Origin of the sequence: Nostoc sp. FACHB-888, assembly GCF_014696655.1 — a bacterium.
In the GTDB taxonomy this organism is placed as follows: Bacteria; Cyanobacteriota; Cyanobacteriia; order Cyanobacteriales; family Nostocaceae; genus Nostoc.
In genome coordinates, this window is sequence record NZ_JACJQM010000013.1 from 88,853 (window position 1) to 111,387 (window position 22,535).

20 protein-coding genes are annotated in these 22,535 nt (G+C 42.1%); 7 read left to right on the plus strand and 13 right to left on the minus strand.

The annotated features are described in order from the left end of the window. Positions 1-5 precede the first annotated feature (5 nt). The 7 genes from H6G26_RS10920 to H6G26_RS10950 form a co-directional block, all read right to left on the minus strand. The gene (locus tag H6G26_RS10920) at positions 6-887 is read right to left on the minus strand and encodes a DUF3153 domain-containing protein (RefSeq protein ID WP_190729269.1); all 882 of its coding nucleotides are present in this window, start codon (positions 885-887) and stop codon (positions 6-8) included. Between the two features lie 124 nt (positions 888-1,011). Next, the gene (locus tag H6G26_RS10925) at positions 1,012-1,554 is read right to left on the minus strand and encodes a tetratricopeptide repeat protein (protein WP_190729323.1); all 543 of its coding nucleotides are present in this window, start codon (positions 1,552-1,554) and stop codon (positions 1,012-1,014) included. Positions 1,555-1,639: 85 nt separating this feature from the next. After that, entirely contained in the window at positions 1,640-2,782 is a 1,143-nt protein-coding gene (gene cofH, locus H6G26_RS10930; protein WP_190729270.1) for a 7,8-didemethyl-8-hydroxy-5-deazariboflavin synthase subunit CofH, read from the minus strand. A gap of 82 nt (positions 2,783-2,864) precedes the next feature. Further along, positions 2,865-3,695, minus strand: coding sequence for an ABC transporter ATP-binding protein (locus H6G26_RS10935; RefSeq protein WP_190729271.1), 831 nt, complete (start codon positions 3,693-3,695; stop codon positions 2,865-2,867). Next, entirely contained in the window at positions 3,670-4,482 is an 813-nt protein-coding gene (gene cbiQ / locus H6G26_RS10940; protein ID WP_190729272.1) for a cobalt ECF transporter T component CbiQ, read from the minus strand. Before cbiQ ends, H6G26_RS10935 begins: the two co-directional genes overlap by 26 nt. After that, positions 4,479-4,778, minus strand: a complete 300-nt coding sequence (locus H6G26_RS10945; protein ID WP_190729273.1) for an energy-coupling factor ABC transporter substrate-binding protein — start codon at positions 4,776-4,778, stop codon at positions 4,479-4,481. Before H6G26_RS10945 ends, cbiQ begins: the two co-directional genes overlap by 4 nt. Next, positions 4,765-5,451 (minus strand): energy-coupling factor ABC transporter permease, encoded by a 687-nt coding sequence (locus H6G26_RS10950; RefSeq protein WP_190729324.1) that lies wholly within the window; start codon positions 5,449-5,451, stop codon positions 4,765-4,767. Before H6G26_RS10950 ends, H6G26_RS10945 begins: the two co-directional genes overlap by 14 nt. A gap of 689 nt (positions 5,452-6,140) precedes the next feature. On the opposite strand from H6G26_RS10950, the gene H6G26_RS10955 reads away from it, so the two are divergent. The 4 genes from H6G26_RS10955 to H6G26_RS10970 all read left to right on the plus strand — a co-directional run bounded on the left by H6G26_RS10955 (position 6,141) and on the right by H6G26_RS10970 (position 10,039). After that, positions 6,141-7,166, plus strand: coding sequence for a multicopper oxidase domain-containing protein (locus H6G26_RS10955; protein WP_190729274.1), 1,026 nt, complete (start codon positions 6,141-6,143; stop codon positions 7,164-7,166). Positions 7,167-7,328: 162 nt separating this feature from the next. Beyond that, complete coding sequence (locus H6G26_RS10960; RefSeq protein WP_190729275.1) at positions 7,329-8,366, plus strand: helix-hairpin-helix domain-containing protein; 1,038 nt, start codon at positions 7,329-7,331, stop codon at positions 8,364-8,366. A gap of 156 nt (positions 8,367-8,522) precedes the next feature. Next, positions 8,523-8,957, plus strand: a complete 435-nt coding sequence (locus tag H6G26_RS10965) for a ferritin-like domain-containing protein (protein ID WP_190729276.1) — start codon at positions 8,523-8,525, stop codon at positions 8,955-8,957. Between the two features lie 113 nt (positions 8,958-9,070). Next, positions 9,071-10,039: an FTR1 family protein gene (locus H6G26_RS10970; protein WP_190729325.1), complete on the plus strand. Its 969-nt coding sequence runs from the start codon at positions 9,071-9,073 to the stop codon at positions 10,037-10,039. Positions 10,040-10,168: 129 nt separating this feature from the next. Here the strand turns inward: H6G26_RS10970 and H6G26_RS10975 are convergent, their stop codons facing one another. Next, positions 10,169-11,104 carry an ABC transporter substrate-binding protein gene (locus H6G26_RS10975; RefSeq protein ID WP_190729277.1) on the minus strand — a complete coding sequence of 312 codons (936 nt, stop codon included), beginning with the start codon at positions 11,102-11,104 and terminating at the stop codon, positions 10,169-10,171. A 645-nt stretch (positions 11,105-11,749) separates the two neighbouring features. Here H6G26_RS10975 and H6G26_RS10980 point away from each other — a divergent pair. Further along, positions 11,750-13,249, plus strand: coding sequence for a family 10 glycosylhydrolase (locus H6G26_RS10980; protein ID WP_190729278.1), 1,500 nt, complete (start codon positions 11,750-11,752; stop codon positions 13,247-13,249). Positions 13,250-13,337: 88 nt separating this feature from the next. On the opposite strand, the gene H6G26_RS10985 is transcribed toward H6G26_RS10980, so the two are convergent. From H6G26_RS10985 to H6G26_RS11000, 4 genes are all read right to left on the minus strand, one after another. Then, positions 13,338-13,934, minus strand: coding sequence for a molybdenum cofactor guanylyltransferase (locus H6G26_RS10985; RefSeq protein ID WP_190729279.1), 597 nt, complete (start codon positions 13,932-13,934; stop codon positions 13,338-13,340). A gap of 1 nt (position 13,935) precedes the next feature. Then, complete coding sequence (locus H6G26_RS10990) at positions 13,936-14,313, minus strand: VOC family protein (RefSeq protein WP_190729280.1); 378 nt, start codon at positions 14,311-14,313, stop codon at positions 13,936-13,938. Positions 14,314-14,339: 26 nt separating this feature from the next. Further along, positions 14,340-16,394, minus strand: a complete 2,055-nt coding sequence (locus H6G26_RS10995) for a thioredoxin domain-containing protein (protein WP_190729281.1) — start codon at positions 16,392-16,394, stop codon at positions 14,340-14,342. Positions 16,395-16,566: 172 nt separating this feature from the next. After that, positions 16,567-16,722 (minus strand): hypothetical protein, encoded by a 156-nt coding sequence (locus H6G26_RS11000; protein WP_190729282.1) that lies wholly within the window; start codon positions 16,720-16,722, stop codon positions 16,567-16,569. Between the two features lie 462 nt (positions 16,723-17,184). Between H6G26_RS11000 and clpP the strand changes: the two genes are divergently transcribed. Next, complete coding sequence (clpP, locus tag H6G26_RS11005; protein ID WP_190729283.1) at positions 17,185-17,796, plus strand: ATP-dependent Clp endopeptidase proteolytic subunit ClpP; 612 nt, start codon at positions 17,185-17,187, stop codon at positions 17,794-17,796. A gap of 169 nt (positions 17,797-17,965) precedes the next feature. Here clpP and H6G26_RS11010 read toward each other — a convergent pair whose 3' ends face one another. Continuing rightward, entirely contained in the window at positions 17,966-18,853 is an 888-nt protein-coding gene (locus H6G26_RS11010; RefSeq protein ID WP_190729284.1) for a hypothetical protein, read from the minus strand. Between the two features lie 1,324 nt (positions 18,854-20,177). Here H6G26_RS11010 and H6G26_RS11015 point away from each other — a divergent pair. Beyond that, a complete protein-coding gene (locus H6G26_RS11015) occupies positions 20,178-22,529 on the plus strand; it encodes a ribonuclease R family protein (protein WP_190729285.1) in 2,352 nt (783 codons plus the stop codon). The last annotated feature ends 6 nt before the right edge of the window (positions 22,530-22,535 follow it).

A 22,535-nucleotide genomic window follows, 5' to 3' on the forward strand; every position in this document is an offset into this window, starting at 1 on the left:
ATAGTCTACTGTTCCTGGATAGCTGTTGCTTTGGGAGAGAATTGAATTCTGGGATCTGGCATGAAATTGTATCTCAAGTACAATCCTCCCCAGATAAACAGGATAATTAACAACCCACCAATACCGAGGGGACTGGGTAACCAGAAAATAGCTTCTATGTGGTTTAACTCACCAGGTTGGAGTTTCCACACTAGTTGATTGCCATTTCTTTCTGGCGCAATGGCAGTTTCAGTTAGTTGAATATTTTTGGCTCCCCAAGGAGTCTTCAAACTAAATTCTAAGTCGAGAATTGAACCAGCATTAGCTAGAACGTTACCTTTACTGGCAATTAGAGATAGCGATCGCAAATCCAAATCATAAATCAACCGATTTCGGACTAAAAGTAAAAAATTGTTTTGCTCCAAGAGGACGTTTGATTCAATTTTCGGTAATTCTGAGTCAGATTTGCCCTGTCCAGACTCAGAGGATTGATTTGCACGGGAGTTAAAAAACTCGTTGAATTTTTCTTGCAATTCCGTACCACTACTAAAAGGAATTGTGACAATGATTTCTTCAGTGGAAACTCGCTGCGTTTTCCCCTCTAGTTGACGGGCGCGGCGCTCTATGCTGTTCAACCATTCGTACACAGAATCGCCACTAAAACTGGTTAGCCGCTCTCCTAATTTAATATGCTGTACTAGTTCACCACTATTTGAGTTGTCAAAGTTAAGCCCTACATCGTAATTAACACAGCCAGTCAGTAGCACGGATGTTAACAGCACTAGCCACAGAATAGGATTTCGCATGGGAAAGAAGCGCTTCATTCTATTTCGACCATTCAGTGTCAACACAAAACTAAATGGTCTAATTAACCACAAGAAAACCTTTCCTAAACTTGAAGAATTCATAACTATAAGTCTCCCCAAAAGTCAAACATTTTAACCAATCTTGACTTCTTAGTATTGTTTGAGATTCCTAGAACATCATTTTGGTAAAGAATTTTCGTCCAAAATCTAAAATCCAAAATTGGTATCAGCCAGGGGTTCCTGAAAAATTCAACCAAACCAAGTACGAGATGGTTAAACCAATAGCAATTAGCGCTACCCAGATAAAGCGATTATCTCTGGTATTGACCTGGCTGAGGTCAACGAATTCTGGTTCAGTAGGTTTAGGCTTTTGCTGCACAGAAGATTTATTAGACTTAGCAGGTACAGAAATTTTGAGTTCATTATCGGGTAATGTGCCCAAATCGGGGATTTCGGTCATCCATTCGCTAGGTCTTTTCAGCTTTGGTGCTTTTAAGATATAAAGCATCCGTCGCGCTTGTTTGCTAATTTCAAAATGGGCATGGCGTTTAAGTCTTTCGCAAAGAGCGATCGCATCATCACTGCGTCCAGCAGCTTCATAAGCTGTCACCAGATAAATTTCTACTTCGCCCGCAAGGCGAGAAGTATGAACTAATAGGGCGCTGGCCTTTTCTAAATTTTCGATGGCTTCGCGGTATTGCCCATTTTCAAAGGCAATTTTCCCTCTCTGGTAGCGGGTTTTAGCAATTTCTAAACTTTCTGTACTCACGGCTTCTACAAAAATCAGCACTATTTTAATTTTGCCAATGTCAGCAATCTTTTTGGAATATTGTTTAAAAGCTGGCAATCTGAAACTAATTCCTAATTTTTTGATAAAGAGTATTGCGTTGTTGGTAAGGTCGTCCTAAAGAAGCGATCGCAGTTTCCAAGGTTTCCACTTCCATACACGTACCACCCAAAGCACCTGCCATTGTAGTAATATGTTCTTCCATCAATGTGCCACCAATATCGTTGCAACCCCAAACTAAGGCTTCGGTTGCACCAGCAAGCCCCAGTTTTACCCAACTCTGCTGATGGTTGGGAATCCAATTACCCAAGTAAATCCGCGCCACAGCCCCCAGCAGCAATGCATCACTCAGAACTGGTTGATCGCGTCCGACACGGCGACGTAAGGGTTTGGGCGCTTCTTGCCCAACGAAGGGTAACAAAATAAACTCTGTGATCCTTGCTGGATATCCCTGATTGATGGCAGTTTTTTGGAGCGATCGCAATTTTTCTAAATGCCCGATTTGCTGCTCGTGGGTTTCAATATGCCCAGATAACATGGTGCTGGTGGTATGCAAGCCTAATTTATGAGCTGTGCTGACAATTTCTAGCCATGTGGCTGTGTCAATCTTCTCTGGACACAGTATCCGCCTTACATCATCGTCTAATACTTCGGCTGCTGTTCCCGGCATTGAGCTAACACCAGCATCGCGCAAAGCAGCAATCACATCAGCATACTCAAGTCCGTCAAGCCTGGCGATAAATTCCACTTCCTGCGGGGAAAAAGCGTGGAGATGGATCTGCGGAAATTCCTGTTTAATGGTTTCCACTACCTTGAGGTAATAGGACAAAGATTTACCATTTATCAGCGCTTGCGGATTTAATCCCCCCTGCATACAGATTTCCGTCGCACCCCGTTGCACCGCATCTGTCGCTTTTTCCAAAACTTGCGCCGAATCTAACCAATATGCACCAGCATCACCATCATCTCGACGGAAAGCACAAAAACTACAGTGCTGCTCACAAATATTAGTAAAGTTGATATTACGATTAATTACGTATGTAACCGTATCGCCTGCTTGTGTGTGGCGGAGTGTATCGGATGTAGCACGTATTGCTGCGATCGCCTCTGGTTCAGTTTGTTGTAACAATACCACTCCCTCTTCAGGAGATAAATCGTACCCCATCAAGGCACGTTCAAGAATTTTTTCAACGGCAATTTTTGTCAACATTACTTTCTTAATTTCTCGGTAAATATTAATTTTTTATCTTCTAAACAATTAAATTCTACTTAAAAAATATGGCTATTCTTAATTAAAAATCATGAAATCGATGCAATATTCGTTGCCGTAAGCGCTCTAAAACTGGTTCTTCTTCGGGTGATACCTCAGCAAATAACATCTCATATATCAGTGGCAGCCCTAGCTGTAAATCTTCAAGAATTTCGCGTTGCTTAAAAACATCTTGGGGTTTTCCTTCTATCACGAGTTGTCCCCGATCCATCACAAATATCCAGTCTGCCCAACGATAAACTAAATCAAGATCGTGGGTTGCCATTATTATAGTTGTACCATCTGCATGAATCTTTTTCAGCGTTGCCATCAACTTACGAGTATGCAACTTATCAAGATATGCCGTTGGTTCATCTAATAATAGCAGTTCTGGTTTTAGCACCATAACATCAGCTATGGAAACTCGCTTTTTTTGCCCTAAGCTGAGATGATGGACAGGTCTTTGTGCTAGCTGAGTAAGTTCAAATTCGACTAAAGCTTGTTCAACTCGTTGTTTAATTTCTCCTGTCGGTAATCCTAAATTGCACAAGCCGTAAGAAATATCTTCTTCAACAGTAGAAGCTACTAATTGTTGCTCTGGATCTTGAAAAACTAGCCCTACTTGTTGCCGTAATTTCATGAGTGATTTACGGTCGTATTGTAGAGGCTTACCTTGCCAATAGACGCTGCCTTTTTGAGGTTTATATAACCCGTTAGCTAATAAAAATAGTGTGGTTTTACCGCAACCATTTTGTCCTATTAATGCACATTTCTTATGAGCAGGAATTTTGAGACTTAATCCATTTAAAGCTGATTGTTCTGCGCTTGTATAAGTGTAATATAACTTTTCAAATTCGAGTAAAAACTGTTGCATGATCATACCAATCTAATGCTATTAATAATGCACATCCTATAACGGCTTCGATAGCATAGCGCCTGGATAAATGATAGCGATGAGGATGCCAAACTTTAAATTCTCCATTAAATCCCCGTGATGCCAAACTCAAGGATACTTGACGATAACTTTCTAGGGTTCGCTTGAGCAACTGTCCAATTAATAGAGCTAAACTTTTCATCCCAATACTAAAACTGCAATAGCCGCCACGAGCTTGTTGGGCAATCCATAATTCGGCAGATGTGTTTAATAAAATAAAAATAAAACGGTACATTAGTAATAATAAATCGGTTAACAGCACAGGAAAACCCACACGGCGCAGAACTTGCAAAAGTTCGGTGAAGGGGATAGTTAACATGATAAAATATAAGCAGGAAAGAGAGGCGATCGCTCGTGTTAAAATCATGAAGCCCTGTTGCATACCGTGAATGCTGATGTACACATAATAAGAACCAATATCCAACCCTGCTGCTGAGTCAGTTTGCACTAAATGGAAGTTATAAATATTTACGCCATTAATCACTAAAGCTGGTAAACTTGTCAACCAAAATAAACTAGCAACATACATTAATTTAAAATAAATCTTGCTAGGAATCCCTGCATATATAATTGTCCAAGTACACATCCAAACTGCAATTAAAACTTGAACTAGGGAATGACTAAAGGCAGCGATAATCAGCAGAGCGATCGCAAACAGCAATTTCTGTTCTGGTGCTAACCACCGCAACCGATTAGTGTATGCAAGAGTATCTATTTGCAGACTCATTCCTTATTCCTTTGATCTTGCGATCGCCCTTTATACAAACCAATTACATAACCAATTACTCCAGCACCCGCTGCCGCTTGCACGGAAAATAATAAGCTTTCTACTTCTCCACTTGGTAACACAATTAATGGATTAAACCAAGGTTTATATTTGGGCTGAATTTCTTTAATTGCATCTTCAGCCTGACCATCTGCGCCGCTAAATTCTCCTTTAATTAATACTAGTGGTGCTACTGCTAATACCACTACTCCTAATAGCAACAGCCAATTACTCAATCCTTTCTTAGACTGTTTCATTGTGTTGAGGTTCCCCTTTGATTAATTTCAAAAATTCTAGTTCTTGAGGTGTATAAGATTGTAGCCAATTCCATACCAATACAGTTAGCAAACCTTCACTAATTGCCAGAGGAACTTGAGTAATCGCAAAAATTCCCGCAAACTTGGTAAATGAGGCTACAAATCCACCTACGGGTGCGGGAAAAGCAAGAGCAAGTTGCACGGAAGTAATAATGTAGGTGAGTAAATCTCCCAAGGCGGCGGCTAAAAATATAGCTATTTTTTGCTTACCAGTTAGCCGCATCGTCAAATGATATATCCAGTAAGCAGCAAATGGGCCTGCGATCGCCATCGAAAAAGCATTTGCCCCCAATGTCGTCAACCCTCCATGAGCCAACAGCAACGCTTGAAATAACAGGACTAAACCCCCCAGCACCGACATAGCTAGAGGGCCAAATAGCACCGCTCCTAGCCCTGTACCTGTAGGATGAGAAGAACTACCCGTGACTGAAGGAAGTTTCAACGCTGACAAGACAAAGGTAAAAGCTCCCGCCAATGCCAAGAGTAATTTTAGTTCAGGGTTGGCTTGGGTGATGCGAGTCAGCGATCGCAATCCTAAAATAAAAAATGGTAACGCCACTACCCACCAAAAAATTGCCCAATTTCCTGGTAAGTAACCTTCCATAATATGCATGGCATAGGCTGGTGTAGACGCTCCAATAACTAGATAAAAGCTCAAAATACCTATCAAAATTAGTGATACGCTTTTTGACTTGAGAAGAATTCTTGCCACGCTGTATACCTCGCAAATAAATTTTAAGAACTTAGTTTAAATCGGTAGATGCTTTAATCAACGATTAAAAATTAAAAATGCTAAGTACTGACAATATTATAAAAACGCAATTTATTTCATCTCCAAGCAAATAAAATGCACTACAGCATAGCAACACTATCTTAGTTTCGTCTATATTCCAGGTGCTATTATACGCATTGTTTGTATTATAAGTACTGCTATAGCAATCCTAAATAACTCCTGAAAATCTCCGATTCCTCTCTCTGCGCCTCTATGGCTAATTTACTTTTACAAATAATTTAGGACTGCTATAAAACAATAAGCATATCAATAAAATAGAACATAGGCAGTAAAAGCTAGTTTATTGATATATTCTTTATACATAAGGTTAAAAACAAATACTGATAAAATTTGGAAATTTGCTTGTAATTTTCACTGACTGATTATCACTTGATCTAAATTTAATAACTTAAAGCAGCAGCTTTGAAGTTATTAAATTTATTGACAATAATTATTAATTCCTCTAATATTTAAAAGCAATTGAAAATATTTTGCAATTCTTTGTTTGGCGCTAACCGTAACTAAATGTCATGCCCAACAACTTCACTCTGGGTAACGAAAAATTTTTGAGCCGTCGTCAATTATTAAAGCTGGGTATAGCAGGTGCTGGAGTAATTGGTGCAGCTGGACTTTGGCAGATGCTAAATCTACAAAGTAAGTCAATCGTCAAAGTGCCACCATTCGATATGGAAGCATCCGATGACGTTAATAATCCGATGAAGATGTTAAGGGATTTTGATTATGGGACAGTAAAGCAAGAAAATGGGCGGACTATCCGAGAATTTCAGTTAACTGCGGGTACTTCGATCATTAAACTCAATAGTGCTGTCTCTTACAACATCTGGGACTTAAACGGTCGCATACCAGGGCCAACGCTACGGGCAAAACAGGGCGATCGCATCCGGGTACTATTTCTCAATAATGCGGGACATTCTCACTCTTTGCATTTTCATGGCGTTCATCCGGCAGAAATGGATGGTGTTCGCCCAATCAGCAACGGCAAAGCCACAATTTATGAATTTGATGCTGAACCCTATGGTGTACACCTGTATCACTGCCATATTGAACCAGTCACCCGTCACATCGCTAAGGGACTTTACGGGATGTTCATCATCGATCCACCTACTCCTCGTCCCCCGGCTGATGAGATCGTACTAGTAATGGCTGGGTATGACGTGAATGATGATAGCCATAATGACTATTACGCTTTCAACGGTTTGCCCCATCACTATATGCATCATCCCATCCCTATTTATCAAAATCAGTTGATTCGGCTGTATGTCCTTAACATCATTGAATACGATCCAGCAGTGACGTTTCATCTTCACGCCAACTTCTTTGATGTCTATCGCTATGGCATGAGCATGACTCCTAGCGAGAAAACTGATGTGATTACGATGGGTGTAGCAGAAAGGCACATCTTGGAATTTGCTTTTCGCTACCCAGGTAAGTATATGTTCCATCCCCATCAGGATGCGATCGCAGAAAACGGTTGTATGGGTCAATTTGAAGTAGTTGCTGATAGCAACTCTAAAAACCCTACTAAAAATTTGTGACAATATTATTCGTATTAATTCCTTAAAATTTTAGATAATAATTGATAAAAACTGTCATTATATGCGACAGTAAAATCTATGACAATGTGTCAAACAAACTATTTGATAGTAATAGTTTGAAATGTTTCAATTAATACCTTTTTTGTTGTGCAAGAAGCAAAGATGATAAAACTTCGTTATATCTGTTTAACAGCAGCAGCAGCCGTAATAGTTACCTTGAGTTCCTGTAGTAGTACACCAACCGCAGAAAATCCATCAGCACCAGTTGCTAGCCCTCAAGCTACACAGGCAGTAAGTAATAACAGTCACAGTGGTCACGGTGGCAAAGAAAAAATTAACATTAATAGCGCTATATTGTCAGAATTAGATAAGTTTGAAGCCAAACTAGGTATTCCAGCTTTATCAAACAAAATCCAGGCAAATCGCCCATACGGCAGCCCAGAAGATTTAGTTACTAAAAAAGTAATTACTCAAGAGCAGTTCGACCAAATAAAAGACCAAGTTGGTGTTCAGGAAGTGGTACTCACTGGTGAGCCAAAAGATATTGACTACATGAGTAAATTGGGCTTAATGAAAGGGCATCTTTTAGTAGCACAAGAACTTCTAGATCAGAATCAGCCGAAACAAGCAGAACCTCATATTGGACATCCAGTTGAGGAAATATATGTTGATGTCGAAGAACAATTAAATGAGCGCAAAGTCAAAGAATTTAAGACAACATTAGTAAGTTTGCAAGATTTAGTGAAATCTAGTCCGAAGGATACCAAAGTTAAAACTAATTTTACTTCTTCAGTGCAAGCAGTGGATGGAGCGATCGCAGCTTTGCCAGCAGATCAACGCTCAAAACCAGGATTTGTGCTACAGGTTGTTAACGAATTGCTAGATTCAGCTAACTCCGAATATGGCGCTGCGATCGCAGATGGTAAAATAACCGCGCCAATTGAGTATCAAGATTCTCGTGGTTTTGTCGTTTACGCCAATGATTTATACAAAGGAATTTCTAGTCAAGTAGCTCAAGCAGATCCCGAAGCCCACAAAGCGATCGATGCTAGTTTTGCTGAACTAATAAAAGTTTGGCCTTCTGCCATCCCACCAGCCAAAGCAGTCAAAACTGCTAATGATGTTACCAAACTGGTGAAAACCATTGAGGAAAACTCTCAAAAAGTGGTTGGTAAATCCAATACCCAAGCACAGCGATAACACTTTCATTTAATGGGAAGGATGGGGTAAGGAGTTTAGAATGAGGAAATAGTTAGGAGTTATGAATTAAAAGTTTTGAGTTAATAATCCCGAACTGCTAACTCCTAACTCCTAACTTATACCTAATTACACATTCATTACTTGAACTAACAACTGATGCAAGAACTTGACCATAAAAAGACCATTGACTTGCTTAACGCCATTATGGAATTTGAACTAGCAGGGGTAGTGCGCTATACACATTATTCTTTGATGGTGACTGGCCCTAACCGTATTCCAATCGTGGCCTTTTTCAAAGCACAGGCAAGTGAATCTTTACTTCATGCCGAACAAGTGGGAGAAATTCTTACCGGTTTAGATGGGCATCCTTCCTTGAAAATTGCCCCAATGGAAGAAACTTACCAGCATAAAGTCAGGGATATCTTGGAAGAAAGCTTATCCCATGAAAAAAAGGCATTGGATCTGTATAAAAATCTGCTCGAAACTGTTACTAATGCCAGCATTTATCTTGAAGAATTCGCGCGCGGCATGATTGGGCAAGAAGAGATGCATAATCTCGAATTGAAAAAGATGCTACGCGATTTTAGTTAATAGTCATTAGTCATTAGTTATTGGTCATTAGTCATTAGTCAAAAAATAATTCAAAGGACAACTGATAAAGGGCAAATGACTAATGGCAAATGAAAAAAGACAAAGGACAAAAGATGAATTTTAGTACTGCTATACCTACTTTTGTAATAACGCTCCGAGAAGGAGTAGAAGCCGCCCTTGTTGTTGGCATTGTGCTAGCTTTACTGAAAAAAGCTAAACAATCCCGACTCAACTCTTGGGTGTATGCTGGTGTCGGCGTTGGTATTATCGTGAGTGCCTTAATAGGCGTGCTATTCAGTTGGGTAATTCAAGTACTGGGAGCAGCTAATCCTCAATACACTTCGGTGGTTGAGCCAGCGTTGGAAGGTGTGTTTAGTGTGTTAGCGATCGCAATGCTCAGTTGGATGCTAATCTGGATGACTAAACAAGCCAGATTCATGAAAGCTACAGTTGAAGGAGCAGTTACACAAGCACTGACACAAAATTCAAATGCTGGTTGGGGTGTTTTTACTTTAATTTTAGTTGCCGTTGTTCGCGAAGGCTTTGAAACTGTTCTGTTCGTTGCTGCTAATTTTCAACAGGGATTAATGCCAGCCTTGGGTGCGATTGGTGGTTTGGTAGTGGCATCTGCCATTGGGGTGCTGCTATTTAAATGGGGTGTCAAAATTAACATCCGCCAGTTTTTCCAGGTAATGGGCATTTTATTAGTGTTGATTGTCGCTGGGTTAGTAGTTTCAGCCTTGAAACATTTTGACGACGCTGTGGCTAACTTTGCCCTTAGCAGTCGTGCTACAGAAAGCCTTTGTTTCTATTACGAACGTTTTACTAAAGTCCACTCTTGTATTTTGGGGCCAATGGTTTCAAATACTTCCAGAATTTTGCCTGACGAACAGTTTCCTGGTATTATCCTCAAATCTTTATTTGGTTACAGAGACAACCTCTATCTTGTACAAGCAGTGGGATATGTAACATTTTTACTTACCATTGGAGGACTATATTTCCGCAGCCTTGGAGGTGCTTCTCCTGAAGGTAAAAAAAATATCCCCTTTCCTCAAAAACCAATTAGTTCTACAAAAGATTGAAGATACACGCGTAAGGGCACGGCATACCGTGCCCTTACACCTCGCAATATAATCTTGTAAGCTCAATAGGAACCGTTATATTCATCAAGGTAGAACCTGAAAACAAGATTTCAAATTATATTTATTGAGCTAAGTAGACTGTGGCGCAAACAATGCTTGCTTAAGCTGCTGACAAGCTTTTTCAATTGCATCTATACTACCTGGATTCACCAGACCATAATAATCAAACATATAGACTCGGTTATTTTTAGTTGCTTGCAGTTTTTGCCAAAAAGCTTCCTTTTTCAGGGAATCTAAAAGCCCAGCTTCCGAATTACCTTGTGGGGGATTGACCAAAATTATCACCTCTGGATTTGCTTCTAAAACTTTCTCAGCCGAAAGCGTCACATAGCCGCCAATTGGGCTTTTTCCTTGTAAATCTGCTGCTATATTTTTCGCCTGAAATTTCGCCAGCAAATCCCCAGCCCAACTATTTTTATTTGGCGCTAAAATTGGTTGACGACTAACCAGCGCTAGAGTAGAAAAACCCTGAGTTGGCTTTTCTGGCAAGAAAGTTTTGTAACGGTTTAACAAAGTCTGAGGATCAGCATCAATTGATTTAGCAAGCGTTTTAGTAAGTTCTTCTAGAGATTCCCAGTTATTTACCTTAGTCATAAAGGTTGGAATCCCTAGCTGTTGAAGTTTTTGAATTGGGATGTTATAAAAACCTTCTGCACCAATAACTAAATCTGGTTTGAGTGCTACCACTTTTTCTAAGTTGGGCGGACTTTGCCCTTCCCTAACGCGGGGGATATCCTTGAATCTTGAGTCATTATTAAATAATTTACTACCAGTAATTCCAACAATTTTTGTTTGATCGAGCCGAGAGATAATGTCAGCAGACAGAGAAGAAAGAGCAACAACCCTTTTAGCTGATCCTTTTGATAATTGCTGAGAATTTGTATTTACCGTTTCAGTAGGGTTTGTGATTTTTGTTTGTGGCTGTTGAGTGGTTACTGTAGTGCAACCAGCCAAAACTATACTCATCAAAAGTGCTAAAGCAGATAATAACCAACGACGATACATATTAAAACTCCTTTTAGGGTAAGAATGGCATAAGAAACATACTCAGCACCACATTCAAAAATAGCAAATTTAGCTTTTAGTTCACTTGACTTGACTTTGCGATCGTTGCGTAGACGCTTTAGTTCAGCTCCTACCTTGTTTATTGAAATATTGAAAGTTTTAATCGGCTTTAGCTATAGCAATCCTAAATAAGCCGTGAAAATCTCCGATTCCTCTCTCTACGTTCTCTGCGCCTCTGCGGTTAATTTATTTAACAATGATTTTTAAGACTGCTACATATAGCTATTAATTCCCAAACGGAATAGCAACGAAGCTAGAAATTAAAAAGATGGGGGTAATGACAAGAGCTAAAAGTCAGGTTATTCTTAGTTCAAAAATACTACTAGTTTTGGCAGATTTTCACTAACTAAGGTAGAGGCTAAATCTACCCAATAGTAGGCTAAATTGCGTAAAAATTTAGATATTTTATACTGCAATATATGTATTTATGTATTTATAAAAAAATTCGGCAACACAAATAGTCCTTTATCAGTCTTGAAAAAAGAGGTTTTAGAACCTTTACTCCTTAACGATATAATTCGATACACGTTGCCCACAATTATCTGAATTGGGGTCGATGATTATTGTGTCCATCTACTGCTAGGTATGTCTAACCATTCCTTGAACGTTGCAAGATCAAGATTATTTTGGCAGCGCCTATTCGCTGTTGTTTTCACTAGTAGTTCGTTGCTCCCCAACTTGGGAAGCGAACCAGCAAGGGCGCAAGTAACCCAGTATTGTCACTTATCATCGGCAGCAGCACAAGAAAAAGAAACCTTACGTTTATCAGCTCTCAAAGGCAACCAAGATGCCCAAACCCGCTACCAAAATTTAGTAAAAAAGCAGGCACAGGAATTACAGAAGTGTCGCACCCGGACTTGGCCCCAAATCCAAGCCCTCTGGTTGCGCTTGTATCCCTGTGATGTTCAACCAGGAACAATTGACCAGATTATGGATCGGATTGTCAACCGTGGTTATAATCAAGTTTATATAGAAGTATTTTACGACGGGCAAGTATTATTGCCAGCAACAGCCAACCCGACGGCTTGGCCTTCTGTAATTCGCACCCCAGGAGCAGAAAACGCCGATTTACTCGCCACAGCAATTCAAAAAGGTCGGCAACGCGGTTTAAAGGTCTACGCCTGGATGTTTACTACCAATTTCGGCTATACTTACGCCCAGCGTAAAGATAGAGAAGATGCGATCGCTCGTAATGGTAAAGGTCAAACAAGCTTATATGTCGTAGATAACGGCTCTCAACTATTTATCGACCCCTACAACCCACAAGCAAAACGCGACTACTACCAATTAGTACAAGAAGTTTTACGTCGTCGCCCAGATGGTTTGCTATTAGACTACGTGCGCTATCCGCGCCAAGCAGGAAGTGATTCCATCGCTACCAAAGTTTCAGATTTATGGCTATTTAGTCCCGCAATTCAAGAAGCTTTATTTAAACGGGCACAGAATTATAAAGGGCTAGACTTGATTCGCCGCTTTTTGCGTAAGGGATATGTCACCGCCGGAGATATCGCTGAACTCGATAAACTTTATCCTCAGGAAGGCGAACCCCTCTGGCAAGGACGCATCCCCCCGCCAGGGCAAAAATCAATTCTGCCTGCAACTGATAGACAGCCACTTTTACAGTGGGAATTGTGGCAACTCGCCGTTGCCCACGCCATGCAAGGAATTCTAGATTTTGTCACTATAGCTAGTTACCCAGCAAAGCAGCAAAATATTCCCACGGGAGTAGTGTTTTTCCCTGATGGCAACCAAACTGTAGGACAAGGGTATGATTCCCGCTTACAACCTTGGGATCGTTTCCCCGCCACATTGCAGTGGCATCCTATGGCTTATGGGAATTGCGGTAATGCGAGTTGTATTGTGGCACAAGTGCAACGGGTTTTGAGTATGACAAAACCTGGTACTCAAGTGATTCCAGCTTTAGCCGGCAAATGGGGAGGATCTATTAGTAATCGTCCATCCCTAGAAGCGCAAATGCAAGCACTTCGCCAATACGCCCCCCAACTGAAGGGAGTGAGCCATTTTGCCTATTCTTGGCAATATCCTCAGAATGATAATGATCGCAAATTTTGTCGCAGTCGGTAAATAGCAGGAGTCAGAATTCAGAAGGAAAATCCCCCTCATCTTTCTCATCCCCCACTAACTTAATTCTGAATTCTGAACTCTTTTTCAATTAACTTAAAGCCAAATCCTCTGGTGTATTACAGTTAAACAGCATTTCGGGTTCTGGTAAAGGCAAAACTTCTACAGGATATTGCCGCAGCCATTGCTGAAACGATCGCCCCCCTTGGTTGATAAACTCTAAAAGCGGTGGCAAACAGCGACGGCGATAGAAACCACATAGAGGTTCCCAACCTTTCGGATGATGAGCTAAAGCTGCGATCGCATTATCCTCCACGCCATCAAGTCTAGTTACCCAATCTTGCAAAACCTCAACCCGCAATCTTGGCAAATCGCAAGCAAGCAGCAGCACCCATTCTGTTTTAACTTCGGCTAGCCCTTGGGCAAACCCAACTAGAGGCCCGTGGGCTAAAGATTCTTCAGATAAAGGCACTTCTCGAATAAACTGACAACCAGGCAAAAGCAAGTCTTGATAGCGTTCTGGCCAGGGAGTGACTATATAAACAACATCAGCACAGCTTTGAGCAATGCTACAAACTCGCTGCAACAACGGCACTCCTTGAATGGGAATCAGGGCTTTATCTTGGCCCATGCGAGAACTTTTGCCACCTGCTAAGACTATGGCAGTTAATTCGCTGCGGATAGTCATGTTAGTTCTCTGGCTCAAAAAACGTAATGCATACACCAGCTACATCAATAATCGCAAACTCCTTCATTCCCCAAGGTTGTGTTTGCAACTGACCGTTGGGATGAATCATTTGTCCGCCTTGTGCTTGAAATTCCTGATAAAGCTGCTCAATACCATCAACTTTGATCCGAAAAGTTGTCCATTCTGCAAGGTGTTGATCGTCATTTTTTTGCAGAAAAATTTCTGCACAGTCGCGTTTTATAATTGCCATAATGACCGGATCGCCTTCTTTATGGATTGTTGTAAAACCAAGTTGTTCATAGAAAGCGATCACTTTTTCCATATCGCTACCAGCAGGAATAATAGGACTAATGTTTCCAAGTACAGGCGGTTTATTCACGGTTGTGCGTCTGACTGTTGCTAAAATTACCCTCTATTTTGACTTTTCTGGACTTGCTGCAATAAATGCTCTACATTTGCTGCTGGTGCAAGACACTTCAAACCTTGGCAAACTAACCCAACGCTTCCCTCCGGTAAATCAGATGTTATGGCAAACACAGCCGTTGGTAAAAACTTGGGGATCAGAGAGTTTATTTGCTCAGTGGTGCTGCGAATCAAGGTAGAATTACGATACCAATCCAAAGCTGTAAATAAACTAGGACAAGCTTGGGGAGCGCGATTCATCACACTCCGAAAAGCTTTCAAACCAAGTTCTGCTAAATCCAAATAGTCTAGATTATCGGTGAGTAGGGCGAGACGAACAAGATTAGCGATCGCAATTCCATTCGCTGATGGTGTAGCATTATCAACGTAACTACGCTCCCGCACAATTAAATCTTGACTAGAGTCGCTTGATGTGTTATAGTAACCACCTAATTCTGCACTCCAGAGAAATTCGTTGAATTCATCTTGGATGGCGATCGCTTTTTCTAGCCATTGCTTATGCTCAGGGTTGGAAGCTTGTAAATCCAGCAGAGCTTTAATAAAAAAGGCGTAATCTTCAGACTGCGCTAAAACGGTTGGTTCTCCTTGATAGTTGAGTCGCTGAAAACGCCCATCGACAAACTGATTTTCCAAGATAAAATTCGCCGCTCGTGCTGCTAATTCCAGATATAACGGTTCTTGGAAAACCCCAGCAGCTTTAGCTAGCCCAGAAATCATCAAGCTATTCCAAGCGACAATCATCTTCGTATCTGTCACTGAAGGAATGCGACCTGGCCAGTTAGTGGTTTTTGCTTCCTGGTTGTTACGAGCCGGGGGAAAAGTTTCTAAAGACTCAGAACTAACGCCATAGCGAGCGGTAAACAGCTTGCTCAAAGCCGTTTCCACCGTTGCACTCAGTTGCCCAGAATAGCGCCTTTGCAAGACATTACGTCCTTCAAAGTTGCCGTTAGGTGTTACCGTAAACTGTTCTAATTCCCTTAATTCTTCAGGTGTTAACAGTTGTTGTAATTCGCTGTAATTCCAGACGTAAAAGGCTCCTTCTTCTGGTTCTACTGCCGTGGGTTCAATGAAGCTGTCGGCATCTTGAGCAGCATAGAAGTAACCTTCAGGCGCGGTCATTTCCCGCTTCAGCCATTGTACAGTACCAGCAACTGCTCTCTCAAAGGCTGCTTCTTGTACTCCTGCACTCCATAAAGAAGCTATATACTCCACAATCTGTCCATTGTCGTAGAGCATTTTTTCAAAATGGGGCACTGTCCAAGTAGCGTCAACAGTATAGCGATGAAAGCCACCGCCTACATGATCGTAAATGCCCCCCAGCGCTAAGTCTAATCCGCGTTGGGTACAAACTTGCTTACCATCATAGCGAGATTCAAAATTAAATCGAGTTCCCCGCAGTGCTAATTCTGCATAGGGAATCATCGGAAAGCTATTACCAGATTGACTAGGAGTAATTACACCTGTGCTGGTTTCCCAACCTTGGCGGAGTAATTCCCGGTCTTCAAGCTCATCTGTTGTATCATCTTGCAGCACCGCAGACGTGAGCAGCGACTCAATAATTAAGGCTTTGCGTTGCTGTAATTCTGCTTTTTCTGTATCGTAGTAACGGCGAAGCGCTTGCAACACCTGTAAAAATCCAGGACGACCATAGCGCGGGTCTACAGGGAAATAAGTACCAGCATAAAACGGCACTAAATCTTCTGGGGAAAGAAATACGTTTAAAGGCCAACCCCCTTGACCACTCATCATCTGCAAAGCTTGCATATAAATGCTATCGAGGTCAGGTCTTTCTTCCCTGTCTACTTTGATGGGAAGATAATTAGCATTCATGTAGTCAGCGATCGCAATATCAGAAAAAGCCTCGCCTTCCATGACAGTACACCAGTGGCAACTAGAATAGCCAATGGAGAGAAAAATCGGTTTATTTTGCGCCCTTGCAGTTGCAAGTGCTTCATCACACCAAGACCACCAATCAATCGGGTTTTCGGCGTGTTTGCGGAGATAGAGGCTCTTAGCTTCAGCAAGGCGATTAGTCATGATTAAACGCAAGTAGTTGCCTTCTTTGCTCAGTCTATCTTGTTCCCAGAAGTCTTAGCCTAAACGGCTATGTACATAAGCAAGAAATCCTACGAGCGAATTATCCCTTGGGTAAGAGATAGTAGTCCATGTCTTTGATATCGCCGACACCTGTACAATTTGTGAAATATTTTTACTGAAACGATCGCAATAGTAAGCTAACGATATTTGGTGGCGTTTCTGGCACAGGTGATGCTGTCCTTGTTTGAATCATAGTATTTGGGCTAAGTCCTGCTATCAGGTGGAGCAAGAAGGTGATGATGGCGGCTTGTACAAGTTTTTCCAGCATGGCACGTCTCTCTGGGTGGATAGCATTAAAGTAGGACTGGTTATTCTAAATACACCTTGTACTATCGATTTACCGAATCTAACAAAAATAACTTGAGAATTGCTGAGGAAAATCCTAAAAAAATGTTTAAAATGTTACTAATTTAACACAATTCCCTAAGTAAGTTGGATTTCGGTTATCGGCTTAATCACTACATCGCCAAAGTTGTCCAGCAAGTGCCGATATATGAGGTTGGCGATAATTAGAGTTTTTAATTTGTTCTTCTCTTTTTTTTAGACACCTTCTGTTCCTAAAAAGTGCCCTTAGGGGTTAAATTTTATAGTCTGCTCAACTGAAAATCGCTGTATTAGACAAGGGAAAACGAGAAAGGATTGATTTATCTGCTTGAGAACTGTAGAGATAAACCCCAGTTTCGTGCTGTCACCGATAAAATGTATTTAAAGTAGCCACAAACACGCTTCCATGATTCCTATCGTTATTGAACAATCGGGTCGAGGCGAACGCGCCTTTGACATCTACTCACGGCTGTTGCGTGAGCGCATCATCTTTTTGGGACAACAAGTTGACAACAACATTGCTAACTTGATTGTTGCCCAACTGCTGTATTTGGATGCCGAAGACTCGGAGAAAGACATTTATATGTACATCAATTCTCCCGGTGGTTCGGTGACGGCTGGTATGGGCATTTTTGACACTATGAAACACATTCGCCCTGATGTCTGTACAATTTGTACCGGATTGGCGGCGAGTATGGGCGCTTTCCTCCTCAGTGCTGGTGCTAAGGGTAAGCGGATGAGTTTACCCCATTCTCGGATTATGATTCATCAACCTCTAGGTGGCGCTCAAGGACAAGCGACTGATATCGAAATTCAGGCGCGGGAAATTTTGTACCACAAGAAGCGGCTAAATGACTATTTAGCCGAACATACAGGTCAACCAATTGAGCGCATTGCTGAAGATACTGAACGTGACTTCTTCATGTCACCTGAGGAAGCCAGAGAATACGGCTTAATTGACGAAGTGATTGACCGTCACGCTGCTGGTAGCCGTCCAGCAGTTGCTGTTCTTAATTAATAGTCACGATTGGTAAATGGTGATTTACCAATTTTAATTCCCTTAAACCCTAAAAATAACCCCTTTTCATCAGTGAAAAGGGGTTATTTGACTTCAAAACTCGATTCAGATTTAACACACTACGTTATTAGTCATTAGTCCTTACAAATAACTAATGACTAATGACAAATCAAAATCCCGCTATTGGGTCTGGCTGAGATTGTAAGTAATTGAGGAATCCGTGTAATTCTTCTTCAGTTAGCAAAGTACGCCCCCGCTTACCATAAGTTTCAATCAGATGTTCCCGTCCTTGTTCTGGTGTCCAGCCTAAACGCTGAAGTTCGACATCTGTTTTAGCAATTACATCCGATAAATCAACGGGTTCAGCTTTCTTCTTTCTCTTTCCTGCCACTGGCGGGGTAGCGACATTCTCTTGAGGGCTGTAACTCCGAGGTGTAAATGGTGTGACATTATTGGCAGAAATCTCTGGAAATGTTTGATTTTCCACCTGTTTATCAAAGGTTATTTCCAAGTTTTCCACTGGAGGATCAAATTCTAGCTCCTTGTTGGGTGTCACAGGAAAGTTTTGACCTAAATCTTGGCTATAGCTATCGCTTGGTAGGGACGCACCACTGCTGTACCCGTACTGTTCATTATTGTTTGTTACTACTTCTGGTTTGATGTTCCGTACTTTGGAAGGCGGTATAGATATTTCTTTGTCACTGACTACTGACCACTGACTACTAACAAAATCCTGATCTTTGGCAGAGGAATAGGCAGCAGACTGATCTAATCCACTTTTGGTATTCAACGAAGGGTTTAGCTGCGCTGGTGGAATTGGATTTGAGCTAAATGCAACTGATTGCTGTGGCGCATTTGTAATACCCAAAACTATCAGCGCCCTGGTTCTGGCTTGGTCTTCTGCTGCTTCTACTGTTTCTGCTGCTGCCATACCCGTAGCACGGGTTACACCTTCTATTTGCACGCTTGCCCGGACAATATATTTTCCTTGAAAAATTTGCACTAATTCAGAAATCAGACTGCCCTTGGGATACAAGCTCTGGAATTGAGCCAACATAATATTGCTACCAATCTAAATCTTTTTAATAACGGGGTCGATACTGCCTGTATGCTCAAGCGAGCTAGCTACCCTTACTTTAATTTACATCCACTCTATACCCAGGATGCCTACCAATATTGCATTTTTTATTTTTAACTCTCATCAATAAGCTGTTATGCATTTAACTTGAACATTTACACGATGACCGTTAACCGTCAACAGTTAACGATCATAAAGAGCGCTTATACAATTTAGGCGCGCATCAGCTTAGTGATAGGGAACTCCAAAAAATAAATTATCCAAATTTCTGGACTCAACACTACTATTTTTCCCCCTGCTCCCTGCCCCCTGCTCCCCTGCCCTAAATGCGATGGGATATTTTTTTAGTTGGAAGTCCCATATTCTTGCTTTGTCCTGTGTCCCAATTGTAGCAGCAGCTCTTTTTTGACGAAATTTTTAGCTAGTGCTAACTTATCTGGGTAGTCTTGCCTGCAATGCTATACTGATTACCCAACTTGATATCTAGAACTATTTTCTGGAAATGCGCTCTAAATCTACAATAATGGAGATACGGTTCGCCCTCACTGCTTATTAAGCTGCTCACCTAATTGTTACCGATTCTACATGTGGGTAAATTGGGTTCACCGGCAGTTCCTCCGAGTCAAAAATCAGATTCTAATGGCGTAAAATTACCTTCACTCTAGACAATCAAACACCTGTAGTTTCCACGCCACTTGACGGCAGTTGCTCCACTTGGGGAGACCCCTTGGCGTTAGCCTCTCCCTTTAGGAGAAGACCGCACTGCCTCCTCCCCTTGGGGAGACCTCAAGACCCTTCGGGTTCGGCAGTCCCCCAGACACTCGTTCCGACGCTCGTTCCTCGCTAACGGCTATCGCTACCGCTAGCGCTAACGACGGGAACCGCCAAGACGGGGGCTGCCTAACCGCAGTAGCTTCCCTGCATAGCGCTTTTGAGCAGTATGGATTCTCTAAACCCAGCTTCTCAAAAACCCGTCGCGTAATTACCTAGCGGGGCTAGATTTAAATCAGGCGTACTTTCTCAGTTTGGTTAGATGAAGAGAGTTGAACGCAGGCGAATTCTGAGAGCATCGTGCAGTGAGAAGTTCGTAGATGCCCAGAGTTGTTCGTGGGTAGGCTTCCTTTGCTCGGAACTGCCGGAGTAGTTTCCCACTCTTGCTGGGTTGGGCTTCCTTTCCTTAGAACTTAGGAAGCCTTGCCTCTGAGCAATTCGCTTCCAGCTTGTTTCTGTAAGCCGTGAGGGTATACAGAAAAGAACCAGATTAAACAACCAATGATGTTTTGACCAAAGGTCGGTTCACTGCATGGAATTTTCAATCGCTACACTCCTTGCCAATTTCACCGATGATAAATTGGTAGCTCGGAAGGTTTTAGAAAAGAAACTTGGCTGTGAAGATGAAAAAAGCTTACAAAAACTTCACATCGCCTTAGATGTTCTCGAAAAAATCGGTATTTTAGTGAAAGAACGGGGCAAGTACCGCCGTGTCACCGAAGAGGGAGTAATCGAGGCAAAGCTCCGTTGTTCTAGTAAAGGCTTTTGCTTTGCTATTCAAGATGTCGAAGGAGCCGAGGATATTTACATCCGCGAAAGTCATTTGAGTAATGCTTGGAATGGCGATCGCGTTTTGGTAAGAGTTCTCAAAGAAGGCAGCCGTCGTCGCTCTCCTGAAGGGGAGGTGAAGCTAATTCTAGAACGTTCTAACCACACTTTACTGGCACGAATTAAGCAGGTAGAAGCTGGTTTCCGGGCTGTGCCTTTAGATGATCGATTGCTGTTTGAACTGAAGATTCAACCTAACGAGGCAAAGTTGGAAGAAGCGATCGATCACTTGGTTCATGTGGAAGTTTTGCGTTACCCGTTAGCACAATATCCTCCCCTTGGTCGAGTGGTGCAAATCCTCGGTAGCGATGCCGAAGCTGCTGCTGATATAGATTTAGTTACGTGTAAACATGACCTTTCCCGGACTTTTCCAGATAATGTACTAGATGCAGCCGCCAAGTTGCCCAAAAAGCTACTTAAAGCAGACCTGAAAAATCGGCTGGATTTGCGTAATTTATTTACCTTCACCATTGAAGGGGTAAATGGCGATACCAAAGTTATAGAAAACGCTTTTAGTTTAGAAAAAAACCTAGCCGGAAATTGGCTTTTAGGCGTTCATATTACCGATGTTTCTCACTATGTCCAACCTGATGAAGCCTTAGATAGAGAAGCACTCAAACGGGGCAAATCAGTATATCTGGGAGAATTAGTGCTGCCCATTCTACCCCCAGGTGTGGCAGAACGCTGTTCTTTAGTACCTGGAAGCGATCGCTTAACTATCTCTTTTTTAATTACCATTGATCCCCAATCTGGACAAGTCCTGGAATGGGAAATTCAACCCAGTGTAATTAACGTAGAAACTGCACTGACTACTGAACAAGCCCAAGCAATTCTTACAGGTGAAGCGCAAGAATCATCACAGGTTTCCCAAATCCTGCAAGACCTCCAAGCCTTGCAAACAGCCATCAAACAGGTACGGTTGACTCGTGGTAGCCTCCAGTTAAATCTGCCGCCTAGCCAAAACGCCTACTATGATGAAGGGATTTTAGGCGCTGTGGTGGTGAATGATTTACCAGTGCGATCGCTACTCACGGAGTTGGTACTATTAGTTAATCAACTGGTTGCAACTCACTTAAATGCTCTTGGTGTTCCCGCCATCTGGCGAGTTCAAGGCACGCCCGATGTCGAAGATGTCCAGGAAATGCTGAAATTGGCAGTCAATTTGGGCGTTGACCTCACACTAGATCCAGAAGTCGATATCCAACCCTTAGATTATCAACATTTGACTACAGCTTTTGCGGAATCTCCCTCTGAGCAAGTTCTGACTTACTTGTTACAAGATACCCTTAAGCCGTCTGCGTACAGCACTACCAAAGGTTCTCACTTTGGTCTGGCACTACCGCAATATGTCCACTTTAGCGCTCCCTTGCGGCGTTACCCAGATTTGCTGATGCAGAGGGTGTATTACACGCTACTCGAAAACGGACGCGATCGCCGCAATACCCGTGTGAGAGAGCGCGTTAACCTGCGCCACTCCTCCAGCCACGAGGAAATTAACTGGAACGTTTTACCCCCAGAATTGCAACAAGAACTGCAAAGCGATCTGACTAGGGTAATTGTCCAAATCAACGACCGAGAAAAAGAAGTCCAAGAGGCTGAAGCCGATTTAGCCGGGCTACAAAAAGCCCAACTGATGAAGCAACGCATCGGACAGGTATTTCAAGGTGTGATTACTGGCGTTCAATCCTACGGTTTCTTTGTGGAAATTGAAGTCCCAGCCGCTGAAGTGGAATCTAGCAGTAATCCTGGTGTGCCTTTGAGGGTAGAAGGATTGGTACATGTCAGTTCTCTCAAAGACGATTGGTATGAATATCGCGCTAGACAACAGGCACTGTTTGGGCGCAAAAATCGCGCTTCTTATAGATTAGGCGATCGGGTCGCCGTACAAGTTAAGAGTGTCGATTACTACCGTCAACAAATTGATTTGGTAACTGTCGGCAGCGATGGTGTACCCAAAGGTTTAACTGGTAATGGTTCCAATGACGATCTGTCAGACCTCTACTTACCAAATGACATGGAGTCTGATGATATAGACCCTTACTCGGAGGATGAGTAAAATCAA

Bases quoted from the DNA above. Each gene is read 5' to 3' on its own strand.
- H6G26_RS10935 (WP_190729271.1), bottom strand. From the start codon at position 3,695: ATGCAACAGTTTTTACTCGAATTTGAAAAGTTATATTACACTTATACA.
- H6G26_RS10985 (WP_190729279.1), bottom strand. From the start codon at position 13,934: ATGACTATCCGCAGCGAATTAACTGCCATAGTCTTAGCAGGTGGCAAA.
- H6G26_RS10965 (WP_190729276.1), top strand. From the start codon at position 8,523: ATGCAAGAACTTGACCATAAAAAGACCATTGACTTGCTTAACGCCATT.
- clpP (WP_190729283.1), top strand. From the start codon at position 17,185: ATGATTCCTATCGTTATTGAACAATCGGGTCGAGGCGAACGCGCCTTT.
- H6G26_RS10920 (WP_190729269.1), bottom strand. From the start codon at position 887: ATGAATTCTTCAAGTTTAGGAAAGGTTTTCTTGTGGTTAATTAGACCA.
- cbiQ (WP_190729272.1), bottom strand. From the start codon at position 4,482: ATGAGTCTGCAAATAGATACTCTTGCATACACTAATCGGTTGCGGTGG.
- H6G26_RS10995 (WP_190729281.1), bottom strand. From the start codon at position 16,394: ATGACTAATCGCCTTGCTGAAGCTAAGAGCCTCTATCTCCGCAAACAC.
- H6G26_RS10970 (WP_190729325.1), top strand. From the start codon at position 9,071: ATGAATTTTAGTACTGCTATACCTACTTTTGTAATAACGCTCCGAGAA.
- H6G26_RS10950 (WP_190729324.1), bottom strand. From the start codon at position 5,451: ATGCATATTATGGAAGGTTACTTACCAGGAAATTGGGCAATTTTTTGG.
- H6G26_RS10945 (WP_190729273.1), bottom strand. From the start codon at position 4,778: ATGAAACAGTCTAAGAAAGGATTGAGTAATTGGCTGTTGCTATTAGGA.
- H6G26_RS10955 (WP_190729274.1), top strand. From the start codon at position 6,141: ATGCCCAACAACTTCACTCTGGGTAACGAAAAATTTTTGAGCCGTCGT.
- H6G26_RS10975 (WP_190729277.1), bottom strand. From the start codon at position 11,104: ATGTATCGTCGTTGGTTATTATCTGCTTTAGCACTTTTGATGAGTATA.
- H6G26_RS11015 (WP_190729285.1), top strand. From the start codon at position 20,178: ATGGAATTTTCAATCGCTACACTCCTTGCCAATTTCACCGATGATAAA.
- H6G26_RS10980 (WP_190729278.1), top strand. From the start codon at position 11,750: ATGTCTAACCATTCCTTGAACGTTGCAAGATCAAGATTATTTTGGCAG.
- H6G26_RS11000 (WP_190729282.1), bottom strand. From the start codon at position 16,722: ATGCTGGAAAAACTTGTACAAGCCGCCATCATCACCTTCTTGCTCCAC.
- H6G26_RS11010 (WP_190729284.1), bottom strand. From the start codon at position 18,853: ATGTTGGCTCAATTCCAGAGCTTGTATCCCAAGGGCAGTCTGATTTCT.
- cofH (WP_190729270.1), bottom strand. From the start codon at position 2,782: ATGTTGACAAAAATTGCCGTTGAAAAAATTCTTGAACGTGCCTTGATG.
- H6G26_RS10960 (WP_190729275.1), top strand. From the start codon at position 7,329: ATGATAAAACTTCGTTATATCTGTTTAACAGCAGCAGCAGCCGTAATA.